This window comes from Pseudomonas sp. GW823-FHT02C02, assembly GCF_058797635.1.
The window spans coordinates 607,986-628,330 of the sequence record NZ_JBXAJV010000001.1 but is presented as its reverse complement, the minus strand read 5'-3'; the positions used below and the strand labels follow the sequence as shown (position 1 = coordinate 628,330).

Genomic DNA, 20,345 nt, shown 5'->3' with positions numbered 1-20,345 from the left:
GGAAATGAGCATGTATTCAATAGCATCCCATTGGCTCAATTACATCGATGGTGAATGGCTTGATAGCCCGCAGCAGCTGTCGGTGAACAATCCAGGCACCGGCCAGCCACTGGCGACTATCGCCCAGGCTACTGTCGATGATGCCGAGCATGCCGTGCGGGCGGCTCGTCGTTGCGCCGACAGCGGTGAGTTGACCCGCGTTCGTCCGGCGCAGCGGGTCACTTGGTTGCTGCGCATTGCCGAAGAAATCCGCGCCGTGGCCGAAGAGGGCGCCTGGGTGTTGTGCCAGGAAAACGGCAAGAGCCTCAACGATGCCAAAGATGAGTTCGTCGAGGCTGCACGCTACTTCGAATACTACGCAGGCATGGCTGACAAAATCGAAGGCACTTCGATTCCATTGGGCAATGGCTACATGGATTTCACCCTGTATGACCCGATGGGCGTGTCCGCGCAAATCGTACCGTGGAACTTCCCGGTTTCGATCTGTGCCCGCTCGCTTGCACCGGCGTTGGCGGCTGGCAATGCGGTGGTGATCAAATCGCCCGAGCTGTCGCCTTTGGGGATGTGCGTGCTGATCCGCGCTGTTGCCAAGGCCGGGTTGCCTAAGGGCGCGGTCAACCTGATTTGCGGTCGTGGCCGTGAGGTTGGCGCGCACCTGGTTGGCCATCGTGATGTCGATCAGATTGTCTTCACCGGCTCAGTGCCGACCGGTCAATCGATTCTGCGCGATGCCGCCGAACATGCCATCCCCAGCGTTATGGAGTTGGGTGGCAAGTCGGCCGCGATTGCTTTCGCCGATGCGGATCGCGAACAACTGCTTGCCAGCGTCAAGGGCGGTATTTTCTTCAACGCCGGACAGGTGTGCTCTGCCATGTCGCGCCTGCTGGTGCAGCGTGAAATTTATGAAGAGGTCGTCGAGTCTGTTGTCGCCTTGGCCGAAGGTCTCAGCGTGGGCGTCGGCCACGACAACCCCGACCTCACACCAGTGGTCAGTGCCGGGCAACTGGCAGGCATCGAAGCTTTGTGTCGGCGCGCCATTGAAGAGGGCGCAGTAGCGGCCACTGGCGGTGAGGGGTTCAGTGACCGTGCCGGGTACTTTATGCGACCGACCGTGTTCCGCGACGTGAGCCCCGATATGTGCATCGCCCAGGAAGAGGTCTTCGGTCCTGTGTTGGCGGTGATCCCGTTCGACAGCGAAGAAGAGGCGATCGCGATCGCCAATGGAACCGCTTTTGGTCTGGTCGCGGGTGTGTTCACCCAGGACATCAGTCGCGCCATGCGTTGCACCCGTCGCCTGAAAGCTGGCCAAGTGTTTGTGAACGAGTGGTATGCCGGTGGAATTGAAACCCCGTTTGGCGGTGTCGGCCTGTCCGGTTTTGGCCGGGAAAAAGGGCAGGAGGCCTTGTACAGCTACGTGCGTACCAAGAACGTGGCGATCCGCGTAGCAGGGGAGTGAGCAACATGTTCAAGACTTGGCTTTGTGTGGTCTGTGGGCTGATCTACGACGAGGCCCTCGGTTGGCCGCAGGACGGCATCATCGCTGGCACGCGTTGGGAGGATGTGCCAGAAGACTGGAAATGCCCCGAGTGTGGCGTCGGCAAAAGCGATTTCGAGATGTTGGATATCAGTGAGCCGGTGACCGCTGCCGTCAGTGCGCCGGTAGTGCCTGCAGTGCAGCTGCAATCGCCGCCACCGGCCACACTGCCACGCCAGCCGATCGTCATCATCGGCAGTGGCTATGCCGGTTACGGTCTAGCCCAGGCGTTACGCAAGGTCGACCCCAAGGTCGAGATCCGCGTGCTGACTCAAGAGTCTGGCCACTTGTATTCCAAGCCAGCGCTGTCCATTGGCCTGGCACAGGGCAAGAGCGCTGAGGCATTGTCCGGTGAGGCGCCGCTGGCGATCGAAAAGCGCTTGAATATCCGCGTCTATCCGCACTGTACGGTGACGCGTATCGACAGCGCGAGGCAGCGCCTGCACACCAATTTCGGTGAGATGGAGTATGGCCAATTGGTACTGGCCAGCGGTGCGCAGAGCATCCGACTGCCGATCGAGGGTAAGACTGCGGCATTACTCAGTGTCAACAATCTGCACGATTACCAGCGCTTGCGTGAACGCCTGGTGGGCGTGCGGCGAGTGGCAATCCTGGGTGACGGCCTGATCGGCTGTGAGTTCGCCAACGACTTGGCAGGCAGTGGCTTTGCCGTCAGCGTCATTGGCCTCGGCCATTGGCCGATGGAGCGTCTGCTGCCGGCGCAGGCCGGACGGCGGCTGCAATTCGCCTTGAGCGAGCTGGGGGTGAGCTGGTATCTGGAGAACACCCTGAAACGTATTGAGCAGACTGAAGACGGCTATCACCTGACCCTGGCCGATGGCCAAAGCCTTGAAGCCGACCTGGTGTTGTCCGCCGTGGGTTTGCGTCCCAACCTTAGCCTGGCCGAGACCGCCGGGGTCGTCGTTGGTCGCGGCATTCAAGTGGACGCCCAACTGCAGACTTCGCAACCGGGCATTTATGCCCTGGGCGACTGCATCGAAATCGACGGCCAATTGCTCCCGTACCTGGCACCCATCAACCAAGGTATTCAGGCACTGTGCAAGACCTTGCTCGGCCAGCCTACCAACGTCAGCTATCCATTGATGCCAGTCACCGTGAAGACCCCGGCGGCGCCACTGTGCCTGCTTCCACCTGCCGTCGGCGTCGCCGGGGAGTGGCAATGCACGCCGACTGCCGATGGCCTAAGCGCCAGTTATTACGACATCGAGGGGGCACTTTGCGGGTTTGTCCTGCTCGGTCGCCAAGCACAATTGCAGCGCAATACATTGCTGCAGTCCTGTCAGAACGCTCAACGGGCCATGGCCTGAGGGCAGCACCATGAAAAATACAATCAACCTTCCCCATGACGATGCCAGCTGTGGCTGGTATGCCGCCTTGCCTGAGCAACCACCTTGCACGCGGTTGGAGGGTGAACAGCGCGCCGACTACACCGTGATCGGCGCCGGCTTCGCTGGCTTGGCCGCGGCCCGCCGATTGGCCGAGCTCTGTCCTGAGGCCCGAATCCTGCTGGTCGATGCCCAGCGCGTCGCTTATGGTGCCTCTGGACGCAACTCGGGTTTTGTCATCGACCTGCCACACAAATTTGCATTGGAACATCCGGACCCGGCGCACAAACAGCGTTTGCTCGCACTCAATCGCGCTGCCATCGCCCAGTTGCAGGGATTGATTCAAACCCATGGAATCGATTGCCAATGGTCCCATGCCGGCAAGTATCAAGGCGCGGTAGGTCCTCGCGGCCTGGCTTATCTGGATCATTTCGAACACTTGATGAGCGAGCTCGGTGAGCCGTTCCGTCGGGTCGAACGCGCGGAGTTGGCTCAGGTGGTTGGCAGCAGCCATTACAGTGGTGCGATCTACACCCCTGGTTGCTACTTGATGCAGCCGGCAGCGCTGGTCAATGGCCTGGGCCGCTCACTGCCGAGTAATGTCGAGCTGCTTGAGGAATCACCGATCCAGCGCTTGGAGCGAGACGGCCAAGGCGGATGGATTCTACATGGCGCTCAGGGCCGGATTCGCACCGCGCAGTTATTGCTTGGCACCAGCATTTTCACTCAAGAGTTCGGTTTCCTGCGTAATCGTCTGTTGCCGGTGATGACCTTTGCCAGTTGGACTCGTCCACTGACCGATGCCGAGTTGGCGGTCTATGGCGGTCAATTCGATTGGGGTCTGACCCCGGCAGACCACGCCGGTACCACGGTGCGTATGACTCAGGATCGTCGCTTGATCATCCGCAATACCTACAAGCATGTTCCCAAGTACGGCCAAAGCACCAACGATGCCATGCGCGCCAGTGTGCGCAAGGATCACCGAAAAGCGTTCCTGGCGCGTTTTCCGCAACTCGCCGAAGTCCCTTTCAGTCATACCTGGGGGGGCGTCTACGCCATCTCGCGCAACTTCACCAACTTCTTTGGCGAACTGGAGAAAGGTGTCTATGCCTCGGCGTGCGACAACGGCGTCGGCGCGGCCTGGGGCACCATTTCAGGCACCTTGCTCGCAGACCTTGCCGTGGGTGCCGATTCGGCGCAACTGCGCGACATTCAGGCCGTGACGGGCATGCCTTCACTCAATCCGCCGGAACCCTTCCTCGGCCTTGGTGTGCGCTCACGTATCCGTCTGGCGGCCTGGAACAGTCGGAGTGAGCTATGAGTAGGGTCTTTACTGGAAAAGGCCCAGTGCTGCGCGTCGATCATCATGATTTGGATTTCACGCAGCGTGGGGGTCCCCCCGGTGCCGCTTATGTCGCCCGTGCGATCAGTAATGAAATATCGCCAAATATCGGGGTCGGCTTTGCCCGTTGGGAGGGCGCTGAAGTGGCGTGGACCCTGCTGTATGACGAGGTGATCTTCGTCATCGAAGGCTGCTTCGAATTGCAGGCCAACGGTGAGCTGTACCGGGTTGAACCGGGACAGTTGCTGTGGATTCCCGAAGGCACCGAACTGGTCTATGGCGGCCATGCGTTGTTCGGGTATGTGGTTCAGCCTGGCGACTGGAAACAGCGGCACGGTTTATCCTGAGTCGGGAGCGCAGAGCAATGCAGAATGAACAGAGCGATGTCATGGGGCGGCAACGTTGCAGCTTGCAATCTCACGCACACATCATTGACGAGGGTGCTCAGTGCTTGGACTGACGAAGGCGTTCGGCGCCCTGTATCTGAGCAGCTTACTGATGCAGTTGGGTTCAACCTTGTTGATGACCTACCTGGCGCTGCGCCTGAACGCGGGGGGGGAGGCCGAGACGTGGAGCGGTGCATTGATGGCAGCCAACGCCTTGGGCATGGTGTTGGGAGGCAAGGTCGGGCACTACCTGATTGAGCGGGTCGGGCACATTCGCAGCTACGTCACCTGCGCCGGCGGGATCGCCGCCGCAGCTCTGGCTCATGAATTCAGTAGTGCCTTGCCATTTTGGCTGCTGCTGCGAGCGCTGGTGGGAGTGGCCATGATGTGTCAGTTCATGGTGTTGGAAAGTTGGCTCAACGATCAGGCTCGGAGGGAACGGCGCGGCAGCGTGCTGGCCCTCTATATGGTTGCCAGCTACGTTGGCATGATGCTTGGCCAGCTGGCGCTGAGTCTCAATGGCGACCTGGGAGTCCATGCGTTGCTTGGCGTGGCCATCGCTTTTGCGTTGAGCCTGGTGCCGGTGGCGTTGACCCGCTGCCCGCATCCGACGCCCATCCTTGCGGCGCCTGTCGACGTTAAATTGTTCCTGCGTCGAATACCGCAGTCGTTAGTGACCCTGGTGGTGTCGGGCATGATGACGGGGGGCTTTTACGGTCTGGCCTCGATCTATGCCAGTCAGCAGGGACTCGATACGGTCGAAATTGGTCAGTTCATGGCCTTGGTGATTGGGGCCGGATTACTGGCCCAGCTACCCTTGGGCTGGCTTTCGGATCGATTGCCACGTGCCAGCTTGATTCGCGCTGTGGCAGTGCTGCTGGTGCTCGTCACGCTGCCGCTGGTTTTTTGTCAAAGCCCTTCGTTCAACACCCTGATGCTGTTCGGTGCGGGGATAGGCTTTTTGCAGTTTTGCCTGTATCCGCTCGGTGTGGCACTGGCCAACGACAATATTGAGCCGCAATTGCGTGTTTCATTGGCCCGCGTGTTGTTGGTGGCGTTTGGTGTGGGGGCCGGCATCGGTCCGCTGCTGGCCGGTTCACTGATGGAGCACTTCGGCGCATCGAGTCTTTATTTCTTCTTCGCTGCCTGCGCTGCGCTGCTTGTCGTGTTTGTAGGGCAGGGCAAGGTCACCGGTGAGCATTTGCAAGACGATGCTCCCCTTCATCACCCGTCAACGCCCAATGGTCTGGCCAGTTCCAGTCTGGTGGCGGTTGTCGAGTCGGTCGGCGTAAACGCCCAGAGCTCGCAGTGCGACAGAGTGATCAACGAGACTGAAATCGCCACCGCGCTGAATCGTCCATGACGCCAAATGGTGACGTTCCTTTCTCCTATTTTGATTAACGGAATCGAAAGCATGTTCGAAAATAAGAATAAGTACCCTACGGGCGATGACTCCACGCAACCCTTGCACAACCCGGTCACGCTGGAAACGCTGCAATCGGCGCGTACCTACCGCCTGCAGCGGGTGCGCGATCAGTTACTGGCGCGCGATTGTGCCGCCATCCTGCTCTATGATCCGGTCAATATCCGCTACGCCACTGACACCTCGAACATGCAGGTGTGGACCTTGCACAACTTCGCTCGTTACGCGTTGGTGTTTGCCAATGGGCCCGTGATCCTGTGGGAGTTCCACAATTGCGAACACCTGCATGAGGGGATCAGTCTGATCGATGAAGTGCGCGAAGCGGTCAGTTGGAGTTATTTCGGTGCCGGTTCGCGCATATCCGAGAAGGCTGCCATTTGGGCCCGAGAAATTGTCGATGTGATGGGTGAACACGCTGGTGCCAACGCGCGCCTGGCCGTGGATAAGGCAGACTTCGAAGGGCTTGAGCTACTCCAAACTGAGGGGTTGAGCCTGGTCGAGGGGCACAGTCTGATGGAGGAGGCGCGCAAGATCAAATCAGCCGCCGAACTGGAGCTGATGCGCTGGACCATCGAGGTGTGCGAGAAAGGCATTCAGCGCATGCATGATGAGCAGCGTCCTGGCATTACGGAGAACCAACTGTGGGCCTGGCTTCACTACGAGAATATCCGCCACGGTGGAGAGTGGATCGAAACCCGCCTGCTCGCTTCCGGACCTAGAACCAACCCGTGGATGCAGGAGTCAAGCGATCGGGTGATGCAGGAAGGTGAAATCATTTCCTTCGACACGGATCTGATCGGTCCCTATGGCTATTGCGCGGATATCTCGCGAGCTTGGACCGTCGGTCACGTTGCCCCTACGGCCGAGCAGCGCAAGCTGTATGCGCTGGCCCATGAACAGATCCACCACAACATGGCGCTCTTGCGCCCTGGCCTGAGCCATCACGAGTTCGTTCAGCGATCCTGGGATATTCCACAACCTTATCAGCACAACCGTTACTGCTGTGTTGTGCATGGTGTGGGTCTGGCCGACGAATATCCGGCACTGGCGCATAAAGGTGCTGATTGGGAGACCAGTGGTTATGACGGTGTTTTTGAAGAGAATATGGTTATTTGCGTGGAAAGTTATATGGGCAAACGTGGAGGTAAGGAAGGTATTAAACTTGAGCAGCAAGTTTTAATTACCCACAACGGTTGCGAGGCGCTTTCAAATTATCCGTGGCAGGAGGACTGGTTGTAATCGTTCATCTCGGGTGGTGGCAGTTATATGCACATCCCAGCCTGGTACGATAGTACTCATGAGAAATAGTCATTAGTCGCGCAGATAAAATGATTTGTCGTACACCGCTTCCTGTTTGAACATCATTTCCAATGCGTTGCCGTGCATTCCGGTCTGGATAACGTTACGCCTAATGGGCGGTTATTCGATGTTAGCTGTAAATACAAAAATAATAGAGAGGCCCTTAGCATGAAAGAATTAGTTGTCGATGAAGAATCCTGTTCTCGATCGTTCAATACCCGCATATTAGGATTTAATGTTCACCGGGTTATTTTTCCTGTTTCATTCTTGATTGTATTGGCGCTGGTTTTGGTTGCGTTGCATGATCCGATAACCTTCGGCCAGTCCTTGGAGGGAGCGAAAGGCTGGATTCTTAAGAACTGCGACTGGTTCATCATGATTATGGGCAATCTGGCCGTGCTGTTTTGCGCCAGCGTGGCCATTTCACCCTTTGGTAAAATTCGCTTGGGTGGAAAGGAGGCGACGCCGGAGTTCAGCACACTGTCCTGGTTTTCGATGCTATTTGCAGCCGGAATGGGTGTTGGCCTGCTGTATTGGGGCGTGGCTGAGCCGGTCGCACAATATACCGCTTGGTGGAAAACGCCACTCAATGTCCTCGCGAACACCCCACAGGCCGAGCATGCAGCAATGGGGGCAACGATCTTTCACTGGGGATTTCATCCTTGGGCCATCTACCTGACCAGTGCGTTGGTGGTTGGATTTTTTGCCTTTAACAAGGGGCTCCCATTTGCCCTTAGTTCGGGGCTGCAGCCATTGATTGGTAAAGCACATCGAGGGCTGCCAGGGCAGTTGGTCGACGTGTTTACCGTGGTGCTTACCGTATTCGGCTTGGCCACCTCTTTAGGCCTTGGCGCCATGCAGTCGACTGCCGGTATCTCACAAGTATTGGGCATTCCCAACTCCTTTAGTTTGCAGTTGCTGTTCATCTTGGTCGTGACTGGACTGGCCGGGTTTTCTCTATGGCGGGGCATGGATGCAGGAGTCAAGTTGCTAAGCAATATCAATATGTTACTGGCGCTGGGCTTATTCATATTGGTTGTGTTTGGAATTGGGGTATCGACGTTTTTTTCTGGAGTGCTGAGCACGACCGTCGACTATGTCGAGTTCTTCCTGCCACTGAGTAACTGGATCAATCGTCCCGACCAGGACTGGTTCCATGGATGGACGGTATTCTATTGGGCGTGGTGGTGCACGTGGGGTCCGTTGGTCGGTGTATTCGTTGCGCGTGTTTCCCGAGGCCGCACGCTCCGTCAGATGGTCGGCGTGGTGATGTTGGTGCCAACCCTGGTGGCTATCGCCTGGTTCACAGCGTTCGGCGCGGGTGCCATCGATCAAGTCATCTCCGGCAGTGGAACCCTCGCGGCAGGTCTAACCGATGTCAATATGGCGATCTTTCAGTTCCTACAGATGCTGCCGATCCCGCTCATAAGCTCAGGATTGGTGGTCATCCTGTTGGTAATCTTTATGGTGACTTCTATGGACTCGGGCGCCTTAGTAGTCGACAACCTGGCCGCGGGCGGTGACCCGGAAACTTCACCAGTACAGCGGGTACTTTGGTTAGTGATGATTGCATTAGTCACCATCACGCTGTTCGTAATCGGTGGAGATACCGCGTTGAAAGGTATCCAGGCCGGTGCAGTGGCCATGGGGTTGCCGTTTATGGTGCTCATGCTGTTGCTAATGATCGGCTTCGTTAAAGCGCTGGCCAAGGAACCTCGTGACTAAAGTTGCTTTAAGGAGAGCGGCCTACTTCTTCGGAGGTAGGCAGTTGGCCAACTCATGGAAGGCAAAACGGCTGAGGGGGATGTTGAGAATGGAATCGCAACAAGACGATATACAGAGTTTTGTGGGTGAACTAAGGAAAATTGTGCATGACGCAGCGAATGAGGCCGAACTTCTTTCGCTCGTCGGCCCTTTGGTTCAACGAATGGTGCAAAAGCGTAGTTGGCTAAGCGCCGAAATGTATGAAGCCGACTCAGAATTGGGATATGGAACGACGTTGTTACACGTCGAGCCTGACCAGTCATTATTCGTGGTGGTCGATAGCTGGCTACCCGGGCGTGGTGTGCCGCCCCATGACCACGATACCTGGGCGGTGGTGGTAGGTGTCGATGGCACCGAGCGCAACCTGTTTTGGCAGCGTCTGGACGATGCGCTACTTCCTGGATACGCCGAGCTGCAGCTAATGGGTGAGCGATGCATCACAGATGGAGAAGCGCTACTTTTGCCAAGCGGGAGTATTCACAGTGTGATCAATGAAACTGAACACACAAGCCTTTCGTTTCATGTGTATGGTCGACATTTGAATTTTACCGAGCGACGCCAGTTCGACCCGGAAAACAATCTTGAACGGCCGTTCAAAATAGCCCCACGCGCGAGCCATGGCGCGGCTGGAGCCCAATTACCATAGATCATTAAGCGGAGTATCGGATCGAAGTTAACGGTCGCTTATGGTATGGCAACTGGGGAGGATTTCTGTAAGCGTCCGGTAATCCCACCCATTGATCCCTAGGCTGCACAGCGCTGCCCATTCAGCACTGACTGTACCTGAACCAAAGCAACCAACTGAATACCTGAAAGCAGCTGCATTAAGCGGGCTTTCAATGTGAGTTATGGTCGGGCCGCTCTGCTGCGGGCCATATGGATGAGTGCTGATCTACGACTATCTAGGGAAATTCGCTCTTCCACAGCAAATGGTAAGAAGCCCAGTTTTGGATAAAGCAGCAAGCCTGCTGTATTTTCATTGAAGCACGAGATCTGCACCTCTGTGGCGTCATAGCGGTCGAACGCCAGAGCTGTCATCGTCTCCACGATGAAGGTCGCCACACCCTTTCCTCGTGCCTCTTGGGCAACGATGACATTGCCGATACAGCAAACCCCACCTGTTTCAGCCCGATAAAAGTTAGCAAAGCCGACGACGCTGTTCCCGGTCTCGACAACCGTTGAGTCGAATCGTTGAGCAATAGCATTAGACAGCTGAGCTTCAGTCAGAGGGTATTGAGCTTTCGGGAACATATAAAACAGTTCCCGAGCGTTCAGGGGAAAGCTACAGATAGTTTTGATGTCATCAGCCTTCACTGGCCTGTGTTGCAATATCATCGCGCGTCCTTGAGGTCTATGCATCCGGCATTCTAGCTCACCTAGATTTGCTCATACACCTTGCCTGGTTACCGCGGCACCCATTGATGCGGTAGCAGGTTTGCAATATCCCACGCCCGCTGCGTCGGCAGCCGCGTGAGAACATCCTTCAGATAAGCATATGGATCATGCCCATTGAGCCGTGCCGATTGGATCAAATTCATGATCGCTGCCGCACGTTTGCCACTGCGTAATGAATCGCCCCGGATTCTTTAGACACCTTGCAAGCTCGCTGTGTAACGCTTTTCAAACTCTACCGGTGACAGCTGATTGTTGAAACCATGACGACGCTTCGAGTTGTAAAACATCTCGATGTAATCGAACACATCACCACGAGCATCCTGTCGGGTGGTGTAAATTTTCCGCTTGATCCGTTCCCGTTTCAGCAGCTTGAAGAAGCTCTCAGTCACGGCGTTGTCATGACAATTGCCTCGGCGGCTCATGCTGGCAACCAAATTGTTTGCCTTCAAAAAACTGCGCCAATCGGAGCTACTGTACTGGCTGCCCTGGTCGGAGTGAACCATCACCTCTTGTTTCGGTTTTCGCCTCCAAACCGCCATCAATAACGCATCAATGGCCAAATCACTGGTCATCTGTGACTTCATTGACCAGCCAACGACCTGACGAGAAAACAGATCCAGCACCACCGCCAAATACAGCCAGCCTTCATACGTACGAATGTAAGTGATGTCGGTGACCCAAACTTTGTTGGGTTCTACGACATCGAACTGGCGCTTCAGTAAATTGAGTGAGGCGACTGCTGGCTTACCGCCGTATTTGCCAGGCGGCGTCGATACCCTGTCTGAGAGCGCAGACCTTCAAGACGCATCAGCCTCGCCACACGATGCCGACCACAATCCTCACCGACTTCGCGCAGATCGTCATGGACTTTGCGATAGCCATAAACGCCGCCGCTCTCCAGCCAGGAATGCTTGATCAAACCCAGCAGTCGCCGGTCGTCTTTGGCGCGTACAGATGGCGGCTCAGACAGCGAGGCGTAATAACCGCTGGGATGGACTTTCAGCGTCAGGCAAAGCCGTCGTATGGGCCCAACATGCTTTCGCGTTTCATACACCGCGCTGATTGCCAGCGATGAGGGGTTCAAATGTTAGCCGCTTGTCGAAAATCGATGATTTATCCAAGGTATGGGCTGAAGTATGGGCTGCAGGGTTTTGTCAAAAGCCAGAAACGAAAAAGCCCTGAATAATCAGGGCTTTAGCGTTTGAATATGGCGGAGGCGATGGGATTCGAACTCATGGACCTGTTACAGTCGACGGTTTTCAAGACCGTTGCCTTAAACCACTCGGCCACACCTCCGTTTGCGTTGCGGGCGCCATAATACCTGAATGAAACACACTGTCAAACTCTCTGCATGGCTTGTTACAGAGCGTCTGTTATGATCTTTGCGACTGAACGTTTCAAACCAACAGGAGTGTCGCCATGCGCGAACAGGATTACGCAGTTAATAACAGCGTGCAGGTTGAGCAGCTAGAGGTTAGCCGCGTCCTGCGCAACACATACGGCTTGCTCGCTCTCACCCTCGCATTCAGCGGCGTGATGGCGTTCGTTGCTCAGCAGATGCGTGTCGGCTACCCGAATATTTTCGTGGTGCTGATCGGCTTCTACGGGCTTTTCTTCCTCACCAACAAACTCCGTGACTCGGCCTGGGGCCTGGTGTCGGCATTTGCCCTGACCGGTTTCATGGGTTTTCTGCTTGGCCCGATCCTCAACCGCTACCTGGGCATGCAGGGCGGTGCTGAAGTTGTCAGTTCGGCATTCGCGATGACGGCGTTGGTGTTCGGTGGTCTGTCGGCTTACGTGCTGATCACCCGCAAGGACATGAGTTTCCTCGGTGGTTTCATCACCGCAGGCTTCTTTGTACTGCTGGGTGCGACGCTGGCGAGCTTCTTCTTCCAGATCAGCGGTCTGCAACTGGCGATCAGCGCAGGTTTCGTGCTGTTCTCCTCGGTCTGCATTCTGTTCCAGACCAGCGCCATCATTCACGGCGGCGAGCGTAACTACATCATGGCGACCATCAGCCTGTATGTATCGATCTACAACCTGTTCGTCAGCTTGTTGCAGCTGTTCGGCATCATGAGCCGCGATGATTAATCGCAGGCTCTAAGTAAAAAACCCGCTCAGGCGGGTTTTTTATCGCCCGGAATTCGGGCTCATTCCGTGATGATAATGCTGCCATCGGCCTGCTGGCGGTAGATGGTATAGGGCAGGAGCAACGTATCGAGGGCGCCGGAAATGACTGCGTCGATAAGGACAATGGCCGGAGCACTGTCATGCACCTGTGCATCCCGTCCTTTTTGCAGGGGAGCATAGAGCATGCAGAAATCGTAAGTCACGCCGCTGTAGATACGGGGAACGGCACCGCAGTAACTTTTGTACTCCTTGAGACTCTTCGAAGCCACTTCATCCCCGCGCACAACTGTTTGAACCGTGCCGCAGCCGGCGAGCAACAACGTCGCGAGTAAAACCACCTGAATTTTCATACCGCCAATCCTTAGCCGGAAAGCGGTCAATTTACGCGTTTCCAATCAAAACCGCACTCACGCCATCGGTGGCAAGCGGCGTTTGACCGGGGTCTTCTTGACGATGGCGGTGTTGGTCTCCGCGTGGGTGTTGAGGCGATCGAGCAGGGTGTCCAGTTGCTCCATCGAGCGCACATGCAAGCGGGCGATGAAGCAGTCATCGCCGGTGACTTTGTCGCACTCGGTGAATTCCGGGATGGCCTGAATCTGCCGTTCGACTTCCTGCAACTGGCCCGGCAACGGGCGGATCCGCACGATGGCCTGGAGTTGATAACCAAAGCACTTGGGGTCGATTTCGACGGTGTAACCTTTAAGCACGCCACGCTCTTCGAGTCGCCGCAAACGCTCGGCAACGCTGGGCGAGGACAGGCCGCTGATCTGCGCCAGCGCCTTGAGCGAGCGGCGTGAATCTTCCATTAATGCGGTGATGAGCACTTGGTCGATGTCGTCGGTCATGGCAAATCCCCTGTTAGGCCGTTGACTGAATACGCCTTGAAAAAAAAGGCAAAAACCGAGTTTAGCCTGCTTTTTGCGCTGGAGATGCCCTTGGACGGATTGGCATAATTTGGCCTCAATCACAGGAGTCTGATGATGGACAAAAACATACGTCGCGGTTCATTCGAAATGACCGCCGCCATGCTGATTTCCGGGACCATCGGTTGGTTCGTGCTGGTGTCCGGGCAGCCCGTGCTGGACGTGGTGTTCTGGCGGTGCGTGTTCGGCGCCGGCACGCTGTTGTTGATCTGCGCGGCATTCGGCTTCCTGCGTCCGGGCATTCTGACCCGCACCACCTTCCTGCTGGCAGTGCTCAGCGGGGTCGCGATTGTCGGCAACTGGGTGTTGTTGTTCGCCTCTTATTCCCGTGCCTCAATTGCCATCGGCACGGCGGTTTATAACGTTCAACCGTTCATGCTGGTCGGGTTGGCGGCGTTGTTTCTGGGCGAGAAGATCACCCTGCAAAAACTGTTCTGGCTGGGCATTTCGTTTCTCGGGATGCTGGCCATTGTCAGCGCTCATGGCGAGCAGGGCGCAGGTGGCAACGATTACCTGATGGGCATCGGTCTGGCCTTGGGGGCGGCGTTTCTGTATGCGATTGCAGCTCTGATTATCAAACACCTGACCGGCACGCCACCGCATTTGATTGCCCTGATCCAGGTCAGCACCGGGGTGCTGCTGCTCGCGCCATTTGCACACTTTTCTGCGTTGCCGCAAGCACCCAGCGCCTGGGCCAGCCTGGTGACGCTGGGCATCGTCCACACCGGCGTGATGTATGTGCTGCTGTACGGCGCGATTCAAAAACTGCCGACGGCATTGACCGGGGCGTTGTCTTTCATTTACCCGATTGCGGCGATTTTCGTTGACTGGTTTGCCTTCGGTCATCGCCTCGAACCGCTGCAGTGGGTCGGTGTTGCCGCTATTCTGCTGGCTGCCGCGGGCATGCAGCAGGGCTGGGGCTTGAAGTCTCGTCGGGCGGTCACACAATAAGACGGGCGTCAGATGTTCCAGCGCGGCGCGGTCTTCGCCAGTCGTTGGCGCATCTCGCCGATGTTCGAAGCGAACTGGCGTATCAATAATTGATGGCCGTCCAGCGGGTTGTAGACCGGTGCTTCAAGACTTGAATCAACCGGCAAATCGATGGGGCGACTGAGTCGCTGCGATGCGCCGGTTTTCAGCGCCCGGGCCATGCCGATCAGCTGCACGCGAATCTGCCGGTGTTCGGCTTTGAAACTCGATTGCAGATGCGCCATGGCGTCGCGATCCTTGGAGTCCGGCCGGGTGTTACCAAGAATTTCCAAGGTGCTGACGCACATTCGCAAATGACGCTGAATCGCATCGAGCTCGGTCATGGAAATCTTCACTTCCTTGGACACCGACGGCATCAGCGAACGCAATTGCACCATCGACGCGTTCAGGCGATTCATCAGCTTCAGGTGTTCGTCATCCGAGACGGACTGACCATCGATGATGCGCCCGTAAACCGCCGCGCAATCGCGCAGCGAGTTAGCCAGGTTATAGCGCCAGGAAAAAACCGCATACGACGGCAGGGCGAAAGAAAAGGCCAGGGCCAGGGCCACGCCAATCAGAATGTCCACTGCGCGCCACAGTCCGTCGGAGATCGGGTTGTCGCCATGCCCGGCGACAATAAACACCGTGATCCCGGCCAGCAGCGCGGTGTAACCGCCCTTGCCGATGGCGTGATACGAGAAAAACCCGCACACCGCCGACATCACAAAATAGGTCAGCCAAGGCATCCCGAGCCAGGCCTGTTGCGCCACCAGCAGCAGGCCGATAGCGGCGCCGATCAACGTACCGATGGCACGCTCGGTGGCTTTTTTGCCGATGTTGCCGTGGTGCTGCAAACCGCCGATCACCACCAGCATCGTTACCGACGCCCACTCACCGTGGGGCAGGTTGATGCCGGTGGTCAGCATGATCGATGCCAACAAGCCGAGCGACACGCGGACCGCGTGGATCAGCTTGGCGTAGCGATAGCGCCGATACGGGTCCAGCAACGGACGCAGTAACCGGCGCAGCAGCGGTGGCAGTCGATGGGCTCTGAACGTGTTCAGGCTCGGTGTCCTCAGAAGATGTAATCGGTGGTCAGGAAGCTCGAACTGCGCCCGCTGATGATCTCGCTGATGAGTTCCTTGTTGGTTTCCTGGAACTTGGTCGCGACCAGCGTCCTGATCGAAAATACCCGCAGCGCATCATGCACCGACAATGTGCCTTCGGCGGAGTTCTTGCGGCCGTTGAACGGGTAGGTGTCCGGGCCGCGCTGGCACTGGGCGTTGAGGTTGATCCGACCGACCTGGTTGGCAAAGGTGTCCACTAGCCGACCGACCGCCACCGGGTTGGTGCCGAAGATACTCAACTGCTGGCCGAAGTCCGATTCCAGGACGTAGTCGATCACCGTATCGAGATGCCGGTAAGGCACGATCGGCACCACCGGGCCGAATTGTTCTTCCTGGTAGACGCGCATCTGCGGCGTCACCGGGAACAGCACCGCCGGGTAGAAGAACGACGCGCGCGCTTCACCGCCATTTGGATTGACTACGGTGGCGCCTTTGCTGACTGCATCCGCGACCAGCGAGTGCAGGTAATCGACCTTGCTCGCTTCCGGCAGCGGCGTCAGCGCAACACCACTTTCCCATGGCATACCCGGTTTCAGAGTGGCCAGTTTGGCGTTGAATTTTTCGATGAACGACTCGACCACGTCTTCATGGACGAAAAGGATTTTCAGGGCGGTGCAACGCTGACCGTTGAACGACAGTGAGCCGGTCACTGCTTCGTTGACGGCGTTGTCCAGATCAACCTCCGGCAACACGATGCCCGGGTTCTTCGCGTCCAGGCCCAGTGCCGCGCGCAAGCGGTGAGGTTTGGGGTGGAGTTTTTTCAGGTCGCTGGCGGCTTTGTTGGTGCCGATAAACGCAAAGATATCGATCTTGCCGCTGGCCATCAGTGCGCTGACGGTCTCGCGGCCGCTGCCGTAGATCACATTGATCACCCCGGCCGGGAAACTGTCGCGAAAGGCTTCCAGCAGCGGCCGAATCAAAAGCACACCCAGCTTGGCCGGTTTGAACACCACAGTGTTGCCCATGATCAGCGCCGGAATCAGCGTGGTGAAGGTTTCGTTCAGCGGGTAGTTGTAAGGCCCCATGCACAAGGCGACGCCCATCGGTACGCGGCGAATCTGCCCCAGGGTGTCCTGTTCCAGCTCGAAGCGGCTGGAGCGACGGTCGAGTTCCTTGAGGGCATTGATGGTGTCGACGATGTAATCGCAGGTGCGGTCGAACTCTTTTTCCGAGTCCTTGAGGTTCTTGCCGATCTCCCACATCAGCAGCTTGACCACGGCCTCACGCTGTTCGCGCATGCGGCCCAGAAACGTTTCGACGTGCTGGATGCGTTCGGCCACGCGCATGGTCGGCCACAAACCCTGGCCCCGGTCATAGGCGCGGACGGCGGCGTCGAGCGCGGTCAATGCGGTTTCTGCATCGAGCAGCGGCGTGCTGCCGAGGATCACTTGTTCATCGCCATTTTCGCCGGTCAGGTACACCGGGCTGCGGACTTGGGCGAGGGGGCCGGACCAGGTTTTCAGTTCGCCGTCGACCAGGTATTCACGCTGCTCGGTCTGACCGTCGAGGCGGTATTTTTCCGGGATGTCGCTTGAGTCGGGAAACAGGTTGCCAAGGATATGTGCTGTGGTCATGTCGCTACCCCGTCTGGATTGGGTGATGAACTGATGAATCGTTTTAGCAGACCTCGGCCTCGCTTGTCATGACTCATCTCATCGTTCGGCGGTTCAGGGTTTTCGATCGTGGGATGGCCGGCACCGTCGGTCCTGGTCCCAGATGCCCCTCTGGTTGGCCCCCAGAGGGGGGACCCCATGAGAGGACGACCATGCGGGCCATTCCAGTCTCTGAAAAGCCTAGCCTTTGTTTGGTGTTGATGGGCGGCGTCTTGCCGGCGCTGCTCAGCGGTGTTAACGATAAGCCCCAGCGCGTTTCGCAATCAGAGCCCAGCGCGATTTCGCCGTGCGGGGAGGGATGGCAAAGCCACACAAACCCTCGTGCTCCGGTTAAACTCCGTGCTCTTTTTCAAGGAGTTCATATGAGTTACTACCAGCCGGGCATTCTCGCCACCCCCGTTCCGCCTCAAGCCCGCCATATGTTCTTCGCCCTCGAATCCGCCGAAGCATTGCCGGCCGCGCTCGACAACTTGATGCAACTGGTGGACGGAAAATCGGCGGTGGTCGGCTTCGGTGAATCCCTGGTCAAGGCGCTGCACGCACAGATCGATGGCCTGCGACCGTTTCCGGCGCTGACCGGCGTTGGCGTCGACAACCCGTCGACCCAACACGCGCTCTGGTGCTGGCTACACGGCGTCGACCGCGGTGAACTGCTCAATCGCAGCAACGCTATCGAAGCCGCGCTGGCACCGGCCCTGCGTCTGGTGCAGATGAACGAAACCTTCCGCCACATGACCGGCCACGACCTGACCGGCTACGAAGACGGCACCGAGAACCCGCACGACGAAGCCGCCGTGGCCGCCGCGCTGTTGGGCGAGGGCGCGGAAGGACTGGTCGGTGGCAGCTTCGCCGCGATCCAGCAGTGGCAGCATGATCTGAAAGGCTTTCACGCGATGCCGTCCCAGGAAAAAGACAACATCATGGGCCGTCGCTTGAGCGATAACGAAGAACTCGATGACGCGCCGATTTCCGCCCACGTCAAACGCACCGCCCAGGAAAGCTTCGCCCCTGAGGCGTTCGTGGTCCGTCGCTCGATGCCGTGGATCGAAGGGGACCGCGCCGGCCTGATGTTTCTGGCGTTCGGTTTTTCCCTCGACGCCTTCGAAGCCCAACTGCGGCGCATGAGCGGACTGGAAGACGGCATTACCGACGGTTTGTACCGCATCAGCCGCCCGATCACCGGCGGCTACTACTGGTGCCCGCCACTCAAGGACGGCCATCTGGACCTGCGCGCCTTGCGCATCGGCTAAGGATAAGGAGAGAACATGGACGTAGTGCGCTGGGGCATGATCGGTTGTGGCAGTGTCGCTGAACGCAAGAGCGGGCCGGCCTTTTACAAGGCCCCCGGTTCGGCATTGGTGGCGGTGATGGGGCGGCGGCTGGACGCGGTGACCGACTACGCCGCACGTCACGGCATCGCCCGGGTTTACACCGATGCGCAAGCGCTGATCAATGATCCTGAGGTGGACGCGGTGTACATCGCCACGCCACCCGACAGTCACCACGCCTATAGCTTGCAGGTCGCCGCAGCCGGCAAACATTGCTGCGTCGAAAAACCGATGTCGCTGAATGCCGGGCAAAGCCGCGAGATGCAAAAGGTCTTTGCCGACGTCGGACTGCACCTGTTCGTTTCCTATTACCGACGTTCGCTGCCACGCTTTCAACAAGTGCGGCAGTGGCTGGAGGAGGGGCGGATCGGCGAGGTGCGGCATCTGTCCTGGACGCTGACCAAGGCGCCTTCACCGAACGATTTGGGTGGCGCCGACAATTGGCGCACCGACCCGCTGATTGCCGGCGGCGGCTACTTCGCCGACCTGGCCAGTCATGGCTTCGATCTGTTTCAGTATTTGCTCGGGGATATCGTCGAAGTCGCCGGTTTTACCGCGCGGCAGGCCGGTTTGTATGCCGCCGAAGACGCCGTCAGCGCCAGTTGGCGGTTTGCTTCGGGTGCCCTGGGCATGGGCTGCTGGAATTTCGTCGCCGACCGCCGCGAAGATCAGGTAGAACTGATCGGCAGCCAGGGCCGGATCAGTTTTTCGGTGTTCGATGAGCACCCGGTGCGACTTGAGGCGGATGAAAATCTCAGCCTGCACATCGACCATCACGAGCACATCCAGTGGCATCACGTGCTGGGCATGAACGCGCATATCCGGGGCGAAGCGCAGCATCCGGCGATGGCCGAACACGCGCTGAAAACCGACTGGGTGATGGACCAGATCCTCAAGCGCACCTGAAATTTAAGCTTCAATGCAATCCTGTGGGGGTCAGAAGGATTTGCTCAGGCTTGCTACTACGGTCGCGGTGCAGACATCTCCATAACCCCAATTACTGACGCACTGGCTTTTCGACAGGTCAGTATCGATGTAACTCAAACCCAGCATTACACCGGCCAGTTCGTGGGACAGTTTGACCTCCCATTCGCGGTACGAGTCTTCGGCCTGGCCTGACATCGAGTAAAGGTGCGGGTCCTTGAAATCCATGTTGCCGTATCGCAGTTTCAGACCGGTGTCGTAAGGCAACTCGGTTTCGTAGCCCACGTAGCTGTACAGCGAGCTCTGCTTGCTGTCGATGCCTGGCGCATCCGCGGAATAATAGGCCGCCAGCTTCACGCCATAAGCGCTGAGGATTGCGTAGGTCTCACCCTGGTTAAACTGACTCTCCCTGGGGTAAGCGTATTTGAGATAGCCAAGGTCCAGGCTGACCGTATCGGTCGCTTGCCAGAGCCAACCGGCGTAGTAATCGACTTCCTGCCGGGTCTTCAGACCGCCGCCGAAATCGACGTTTGAACTCCATGCGCCGAGGTACAGCCCGCTGCTGTGGGCCAGGGTCAAACCGGCCTGCACTGCAGGATCATTCTGGGTTTGCGAAATGCCACGGGTGCGGTAGTCGCTGGCCAGGGTCAGGTCGACCAGTAGGGCGAAATCGTCATTCAAGGGCAGCGCCTGACTGCTCAAGGGAAGAAGGCTCAAGGAACCGAGGGCGAACAGGGTGAAAGCTTTCATGGGGTGCGTCCCGTTATTGTGATTGTTATGGGCAGATTTTTTACGGCAAGGCTGCGCCGAACCCCGGCGACAAACGCGGGGGGCGGGCA

At 57.7% G+C, this 20,345-nt stretch carries 18 protein-coding genes, 1 tRNA gene and 3 pseudogenes; 13 read left to right on the top strand and 9 right to left on the bottom strand.

Going from position 1 to position 20,345, the window contains the following annotated elements; translation table 11 throughout:
- Window positions 1–10 precede the first annotated feature (10 nt).
- The 9 genes and pseudogenes from AC1ROI_RS02755 (at window position 11) to AC1ROI_RS02715 (ending at window position 9,740) form a co-directional block, all read left to right on the top strand.
- Window positions 11–1,456 carry an aldehyde dehydrogenase family protein gene (locus AC1ROI_RS02755; protein ID WP_010461049.1) on the top strand — a complete coding sequence of 482 codons (1,446 nt, stop codon included), beginning with the start codon at window positions 11–13 and terminating at the stop codon, window positions 1,454–1,456.
- 5 nt (window positions 1,457–1,461) lie between these two features.
- Window positions 1,462–1,626: pseudogene (locus AC1ROI_RS02750) on the top strand (rubredoxin); the annotation flags it as partial.
- A complete protein-coding gene (locus AC1ROI_RS02745; protein ID WP_256580157.1) occupies window positions 1,615–2,862 on the top strand; it encodes an FAD-dependent oxidoreductase in 1,248 nt (415 codons plus the stop codon). The pseudogene AC1ROI_RS02750 and the gene AC1ROI_RS02745, both read left to right, overlap by 12 nt.
- A 10-nt stretch (window positions 2,863–2,872) precedes the next feature.
- Window positions 2,873–4,201 carry an NAD(P)/FAD-dependent oxidoreductase gene (locus AC1ROI_RS02740; protein ID WP_102593974.1) on the top strand — a complete coding sequence of 443 codons (1,329 nt, stop codon included), beginning with the start codon at window positions 2,873–2,875 and terminating at the stop codon, window positions 4,199–4,201.
- Window positions 4,198–4,569 (top strand): ethanolamine utilization protein EutQ, encoded by a 372-nt coding sequence (locus tag AC1ROI_RS02735; protein WP_042932004.1) that lies wholly within the window; start codon window positions 4,198–4,200, stop codon window positions 4,567–4,569. The genes AC1ROI_RS02740 and AC1ROI_RS02735 overlap by 4 nt, the downstream gene beginning before the upstream one ends.
- A gap of 151 nt (window positions 4,570–4,720) precedes the next feature.
- Window positions 4,721–5,971 (top strand): MFS transporter, encoded by a 1,251-nt coding sequence (locus tag AC1ROI_RS02730; protein ID WP_102593999.1) that lies wholly within the window; start codon window positions 4,721–4,723, stop codon window positions 5,969–5,971.
- 51 nt (window positions 5,972–6,022) lie between these two features.
- Window positions 6,023–7,270: a M24 family metallopeptidase gene (locus AC1ROI_RS02725; protein WP_102593975.1), complete on the top strand. Its 1,248-nt coding sequence runs from the start codon at window positions 6,023–6,025 to the stop codon at window positions 7,268–7,270.
- Window positions 7,271–7,498: 228 nt separating this feature from the next.
- Window positions 7,499–9,055: a BCCT family transporter gene (locus AC1ROI_RS02720; protein ID WP_102599720.1), complete on the top strand. Its 1,557-nt coding sequence runs from the start codon at window positions 7,499–7,501 to the stop codon at window positions 9,053–9,055.
- Between the two features lie 88 nt (window positions 9,056–9,143).
- Window positions 9,144–9,740 (top strand): cysteine dioxygenase family protein, encoded by a 597-nt coding sequence (locus tag AC1ROI_RS02715; protein ID WP_102594000.1) that lies wholly within the window; start codon window positions 9,144–9,146, stop codon window positions 9,738–9,740.
- Window positions 9,741–9,940: 200 nt separating this feature from the next.
- Here the strand turns inward: AC1ROI_RS02715 and AC1ROI_RS02710 are convergent, their stop codons facing one another.
- The 4 genes and pseudogenes from AC1ROI_RS02710 to AC1ROI_RS02695 form a co-directional block, all read right to left on the bottom strand.
- A complete protein-coding gene (locus AC1ROI_RS02710; protein ID WP_102593977.1) occupies window positions 9,941–10,429 on the bottom strand; it encodes a GNAT family N-acetyltransferase in 489 nt (162 codons plus the stop codon).
- Window positions 10,430–10,497: 68 nt separating this feature from the next.
- Window positions 10,498–10,665, bottom strand: a pseudogene (locus AC1ROI_RS02705) (transposase domain-containing protein); the annotation flags it as partial.
- Between the two features lie 15 nt (window positions 10,666–10,680).
- Window positions 10,681–11,513: pseudogene (locus tag AC1ROI_RS02700) on the bottom strand (IS3 family transposase); the annotation flags it as partial.
- A gap of 184 nt (window positions 11,514–11,697) precedes the next feature.
- A tRNA-Ser gene (locus AC1ROI_RS02695) sits at window positions 11,698–11,785 on the bottom strand.
- A gap of 123 nt (window positions 11,786–11,908) precedes the next feature.
- Between AC1ROI_RS02695 and AC1ROI_RS02690 the strand changes: the two genes are divergently transcribed.
- Window positions 11,909–12,580 (top strand): Bax inhibitor-1/YccA family protein, encoded by a 672-nt coding sequence (locus tag AC1ROI_RS02690; protein WP_010461027.1) that lies wholly within the window; start codon window positions 11,909–11,911, stop codon window positions 12,578–12,580.
- A 59-nt stretch (window positions 12,581–12,639) separates the two neighbouring features.
- On the opposite strand, the gene AC1ROI_RS02685 is transcribed toward AC1ROI_RS02690, so the two are convergent.
- Both AC1ROI_RS02685 and AC1ROI_RS02680 read right to left on the bottom strand, forming a co-directional pair.
- Window positions 12,640–12,969: a YceK/YidQ family lipoprotein gene (locus tag AC1ROI_RS02685; RefSeq protein WP_010461025.1), complete on the bottom strand. Its 330-nt coding sequence runs from the start codon at window positions 12,967–12,969 to the stop codon at window positions 12,640–12,642.
- A gap of 57 nt (window positions 12,970–13,026) precedes the next feature.
- Window positions 13,027–13,464, bottom strand: coding sequence for an Lrp/AsnC family transcriptional regulator (locus AC1ROI_RS02680; protein WP_008155029.1), 438 nt, complete (start codon window positions 13,462–13,464; stop codon window positions 13,027–13,029).
- Window positions 13,465–13,599: 135 nt separating this feature from the next.
- Between AC1ROI_RS02680 and AC1ROI_RS02675 the strand changes: the two genes are divergently transcribed.
- Complete coding sequence (locus AC1ROI_RS02675; protein ID WP_077749695.1) at window positions 13,600–14,493, top strand: DMT family transporter; 894 nt, start codon at window positions 13,600–13,602, stop codon at window positions 14,491–14,493.
- Window positions 14,494–14,501: 8 nt separating this feature from the next.
- On the opposite strand, the gene AC1ROI_RS02670 is transcribed toward AC1ROI_RS02675, so the two are convergent.
- Together AC1ROI_RS02670 and AC1ROI_RS02665 are read right to left on the bottom strand one after the other, a co-directional pair.
- Window positions 14,502–15,521 carry an FUSC family protein gene (locus tag AC1ROI_RS02670; protein WP_172962166.1) on the bottom strand — a complete coding sequence of 340 codons (1,020 nt, stop codon included), beginning with the start codon at window positions 15,519–15,521 and terminating at the stop codon, window positions 14,502–14,504.
- A 68-nt stretch (window positions 15,522–15,589) separates the two neighbouring features.
- Window positions 15,590–17,215, bottom strand: coding sequence for an NADP-dependent glyceraldehyde-3-phosphate dehydrogenase (locus AC1ROI_RS02665; RefSeq protein WP_010461018.1), 1,626 nt, complete (start codon window positions 17,213–17,215; stop codon window positions 15,590–15,592).
- A 401-nt stretch (window positions 17,216–17,616) separates the two neighbouring features.
- On the opposite strand from AC1ROI_RS02665, the gene AC1ROI_RS02660 reads away from it, so the two are divergent.
- Together AC1ROI_RS02660 and AC1ROI_RS02655 are read left to right on the top strand one after the other, a co-directional pair.
- Window positions 17,617–18,504: a Dyp-type peroxidase gene (locus tag AC1ROI_RS02660; RefSeq protein WP_077749693.1), complete on the top strand. Its 888-nt coding sequence runs from the start codon at window positions 17,617–17,619 to the stop codon at window positions 18,502–18,504.
- Window positions 18,505–18,519: 15 nt separating this feature from the next.
- Window positions 18,520–19,488 carry a Gfo/Idh/MocA family protein gene (locus tag AC1ROI_RS02655; RefSeq protein ID WP_102593979.1) on the top strand — a complete coding sequence of 323 codons (969 nt, stop codon included), beginning with the start codon at window positions 18,520–18,522 and terminating at the stop codon, window positions 19,486–19,488.
- Between the two features lie 30 nt (window positions 19,489–19,518).
- Here AC1ROI_RS02655 and AC1ROI_RS02650 read toward each other — a convergent pair whose 3' ends face one another.
- Entirely contained in the window at window positions 19,519–20,256 is a 738-nt protein-coding gene (locus tag AC1ROI_RS02650; protein ID WP_102593980.1) for a TorF family putative porin, read from the bottom strand.
- Window positions 20,257–20,345 lie beyond the last annotated feature (89 nt).

Coding starts and splice junctions, on each gene's coding strand:
- AC1ROI_RS02745 (WP_256580157.1), top strand. CDS start 1,615: ATGTTGGATATCAGTGAGCCGGTGACCGCTGCCGTCAGTGCGCCGGTA.
- AC1ROI_RS02650 (WP_102593980.1), bottom strand. CDS start 20,256: ATGAAAGCTTTCACCCTGTTCGCCCTCGGTTCCTTGAGCCTTCTTCCC.
- AC1ROI_RS02685 (WP_010461025.1), bottom strand. CDS start 12,969: ATGAAAATTCAGGTGGTTTTACTCGCGACGTTGTTGCTCGCCGGCTGC.
- AC1ROI_RS02690 (WP_010461027.1), top strand. CDS start 11,909: ATGCGCGAACAGGATTACGCAGTTAATAACAGCGTGCAGGTTGAGCAG.
- AC1ROI_RS02660 (WP_077749693.1), top strand. CDS start 17,617: ATGAGTTACTACCAGCCGGGCATTCTCGCCACCCCCGTTCCGCCTCAA.
- AC1ROI_RS02725 (WP_102593975.1), top strand. CDS start 6,023: ATGTTCGAAAATAAGAATAAGTACCCTACGGGCGATGACTCCACGCAA.
- AC1ROI_RS02655 (WP_102593979.1), top strand. CDS start 18,520: ATGGACGTAGTGCGCTGGGGCATGATCGGTTGTGGCAGTGTCGCTGAA.
- AC1ROI_RS02720 (WP_102599720.1), top strand. CDS start 7,499: ATGAAAGAATTAGTTGTCGATGAAGAATCCTGTTCTCGATCGTTCAAT.
- AC1ROI_RS02710 (WP_102593977.1), bottom strand. CDS start 10,429: ATGATATTGCAACACAGGCCAGTGAAGGCTGATGACATCAAAACTATC.
- AC1ROI_RS02735 (WP_042932004.1), top strand. CDS start 4,198: ATGAGTAGGGTCTTTACTGGAAAAGGCCCAGTGCTGCGCGTCGATCAT.
- AC1ROI_RS02680 (WP_008155029.1), bottom strand. CDS start 13,464: ATGACCGACGACATCGACCAAGTGCTCATCACCGCATTAATGGAAGAT.
- AC1ROI_RS02665 (WP_010461018.1), bottom strand. CDS start 17,215: ATGACCACAGCACATATCCTTGGCAACCTGTTTCCCGACTCAAGCGAC.
- AC1ROI_RS02715 (WP_102594000.1), top strand. CDS start 9,144: ATGGAATCGCAACAAGACGATATACAGAGTTTTGTGGGTGAACTAAGG.
- AC1ROI_RS02675 (WP_077749695.1), top strand. CDS start 13,600: ATGGACAAAAACATACGTCGCGGTTCATTCGAAATGACCGCCGCCATG.
- AC1ROI_RS02730 (WP_102593999.1), top strand. CDS start 4,721: ATGCAGTTGGGTTCAACCTTGTTGATGACCTACCTGGCGCTGCGCCTG.
- AC1ROI_RS02740 (WP_102593974.1), top strand. CDS start 2,873: ATGAAAAATACAATCAACCTTCCCCATGACGATGCCAGCTGTGGCTGG.
- AC1ROI_RS02755 (WP_010461049.1), top strand. CDS start 11: ATGTATTCAATAGCATCCCATTGGCTCAATTACATCGATGGTGAATGG.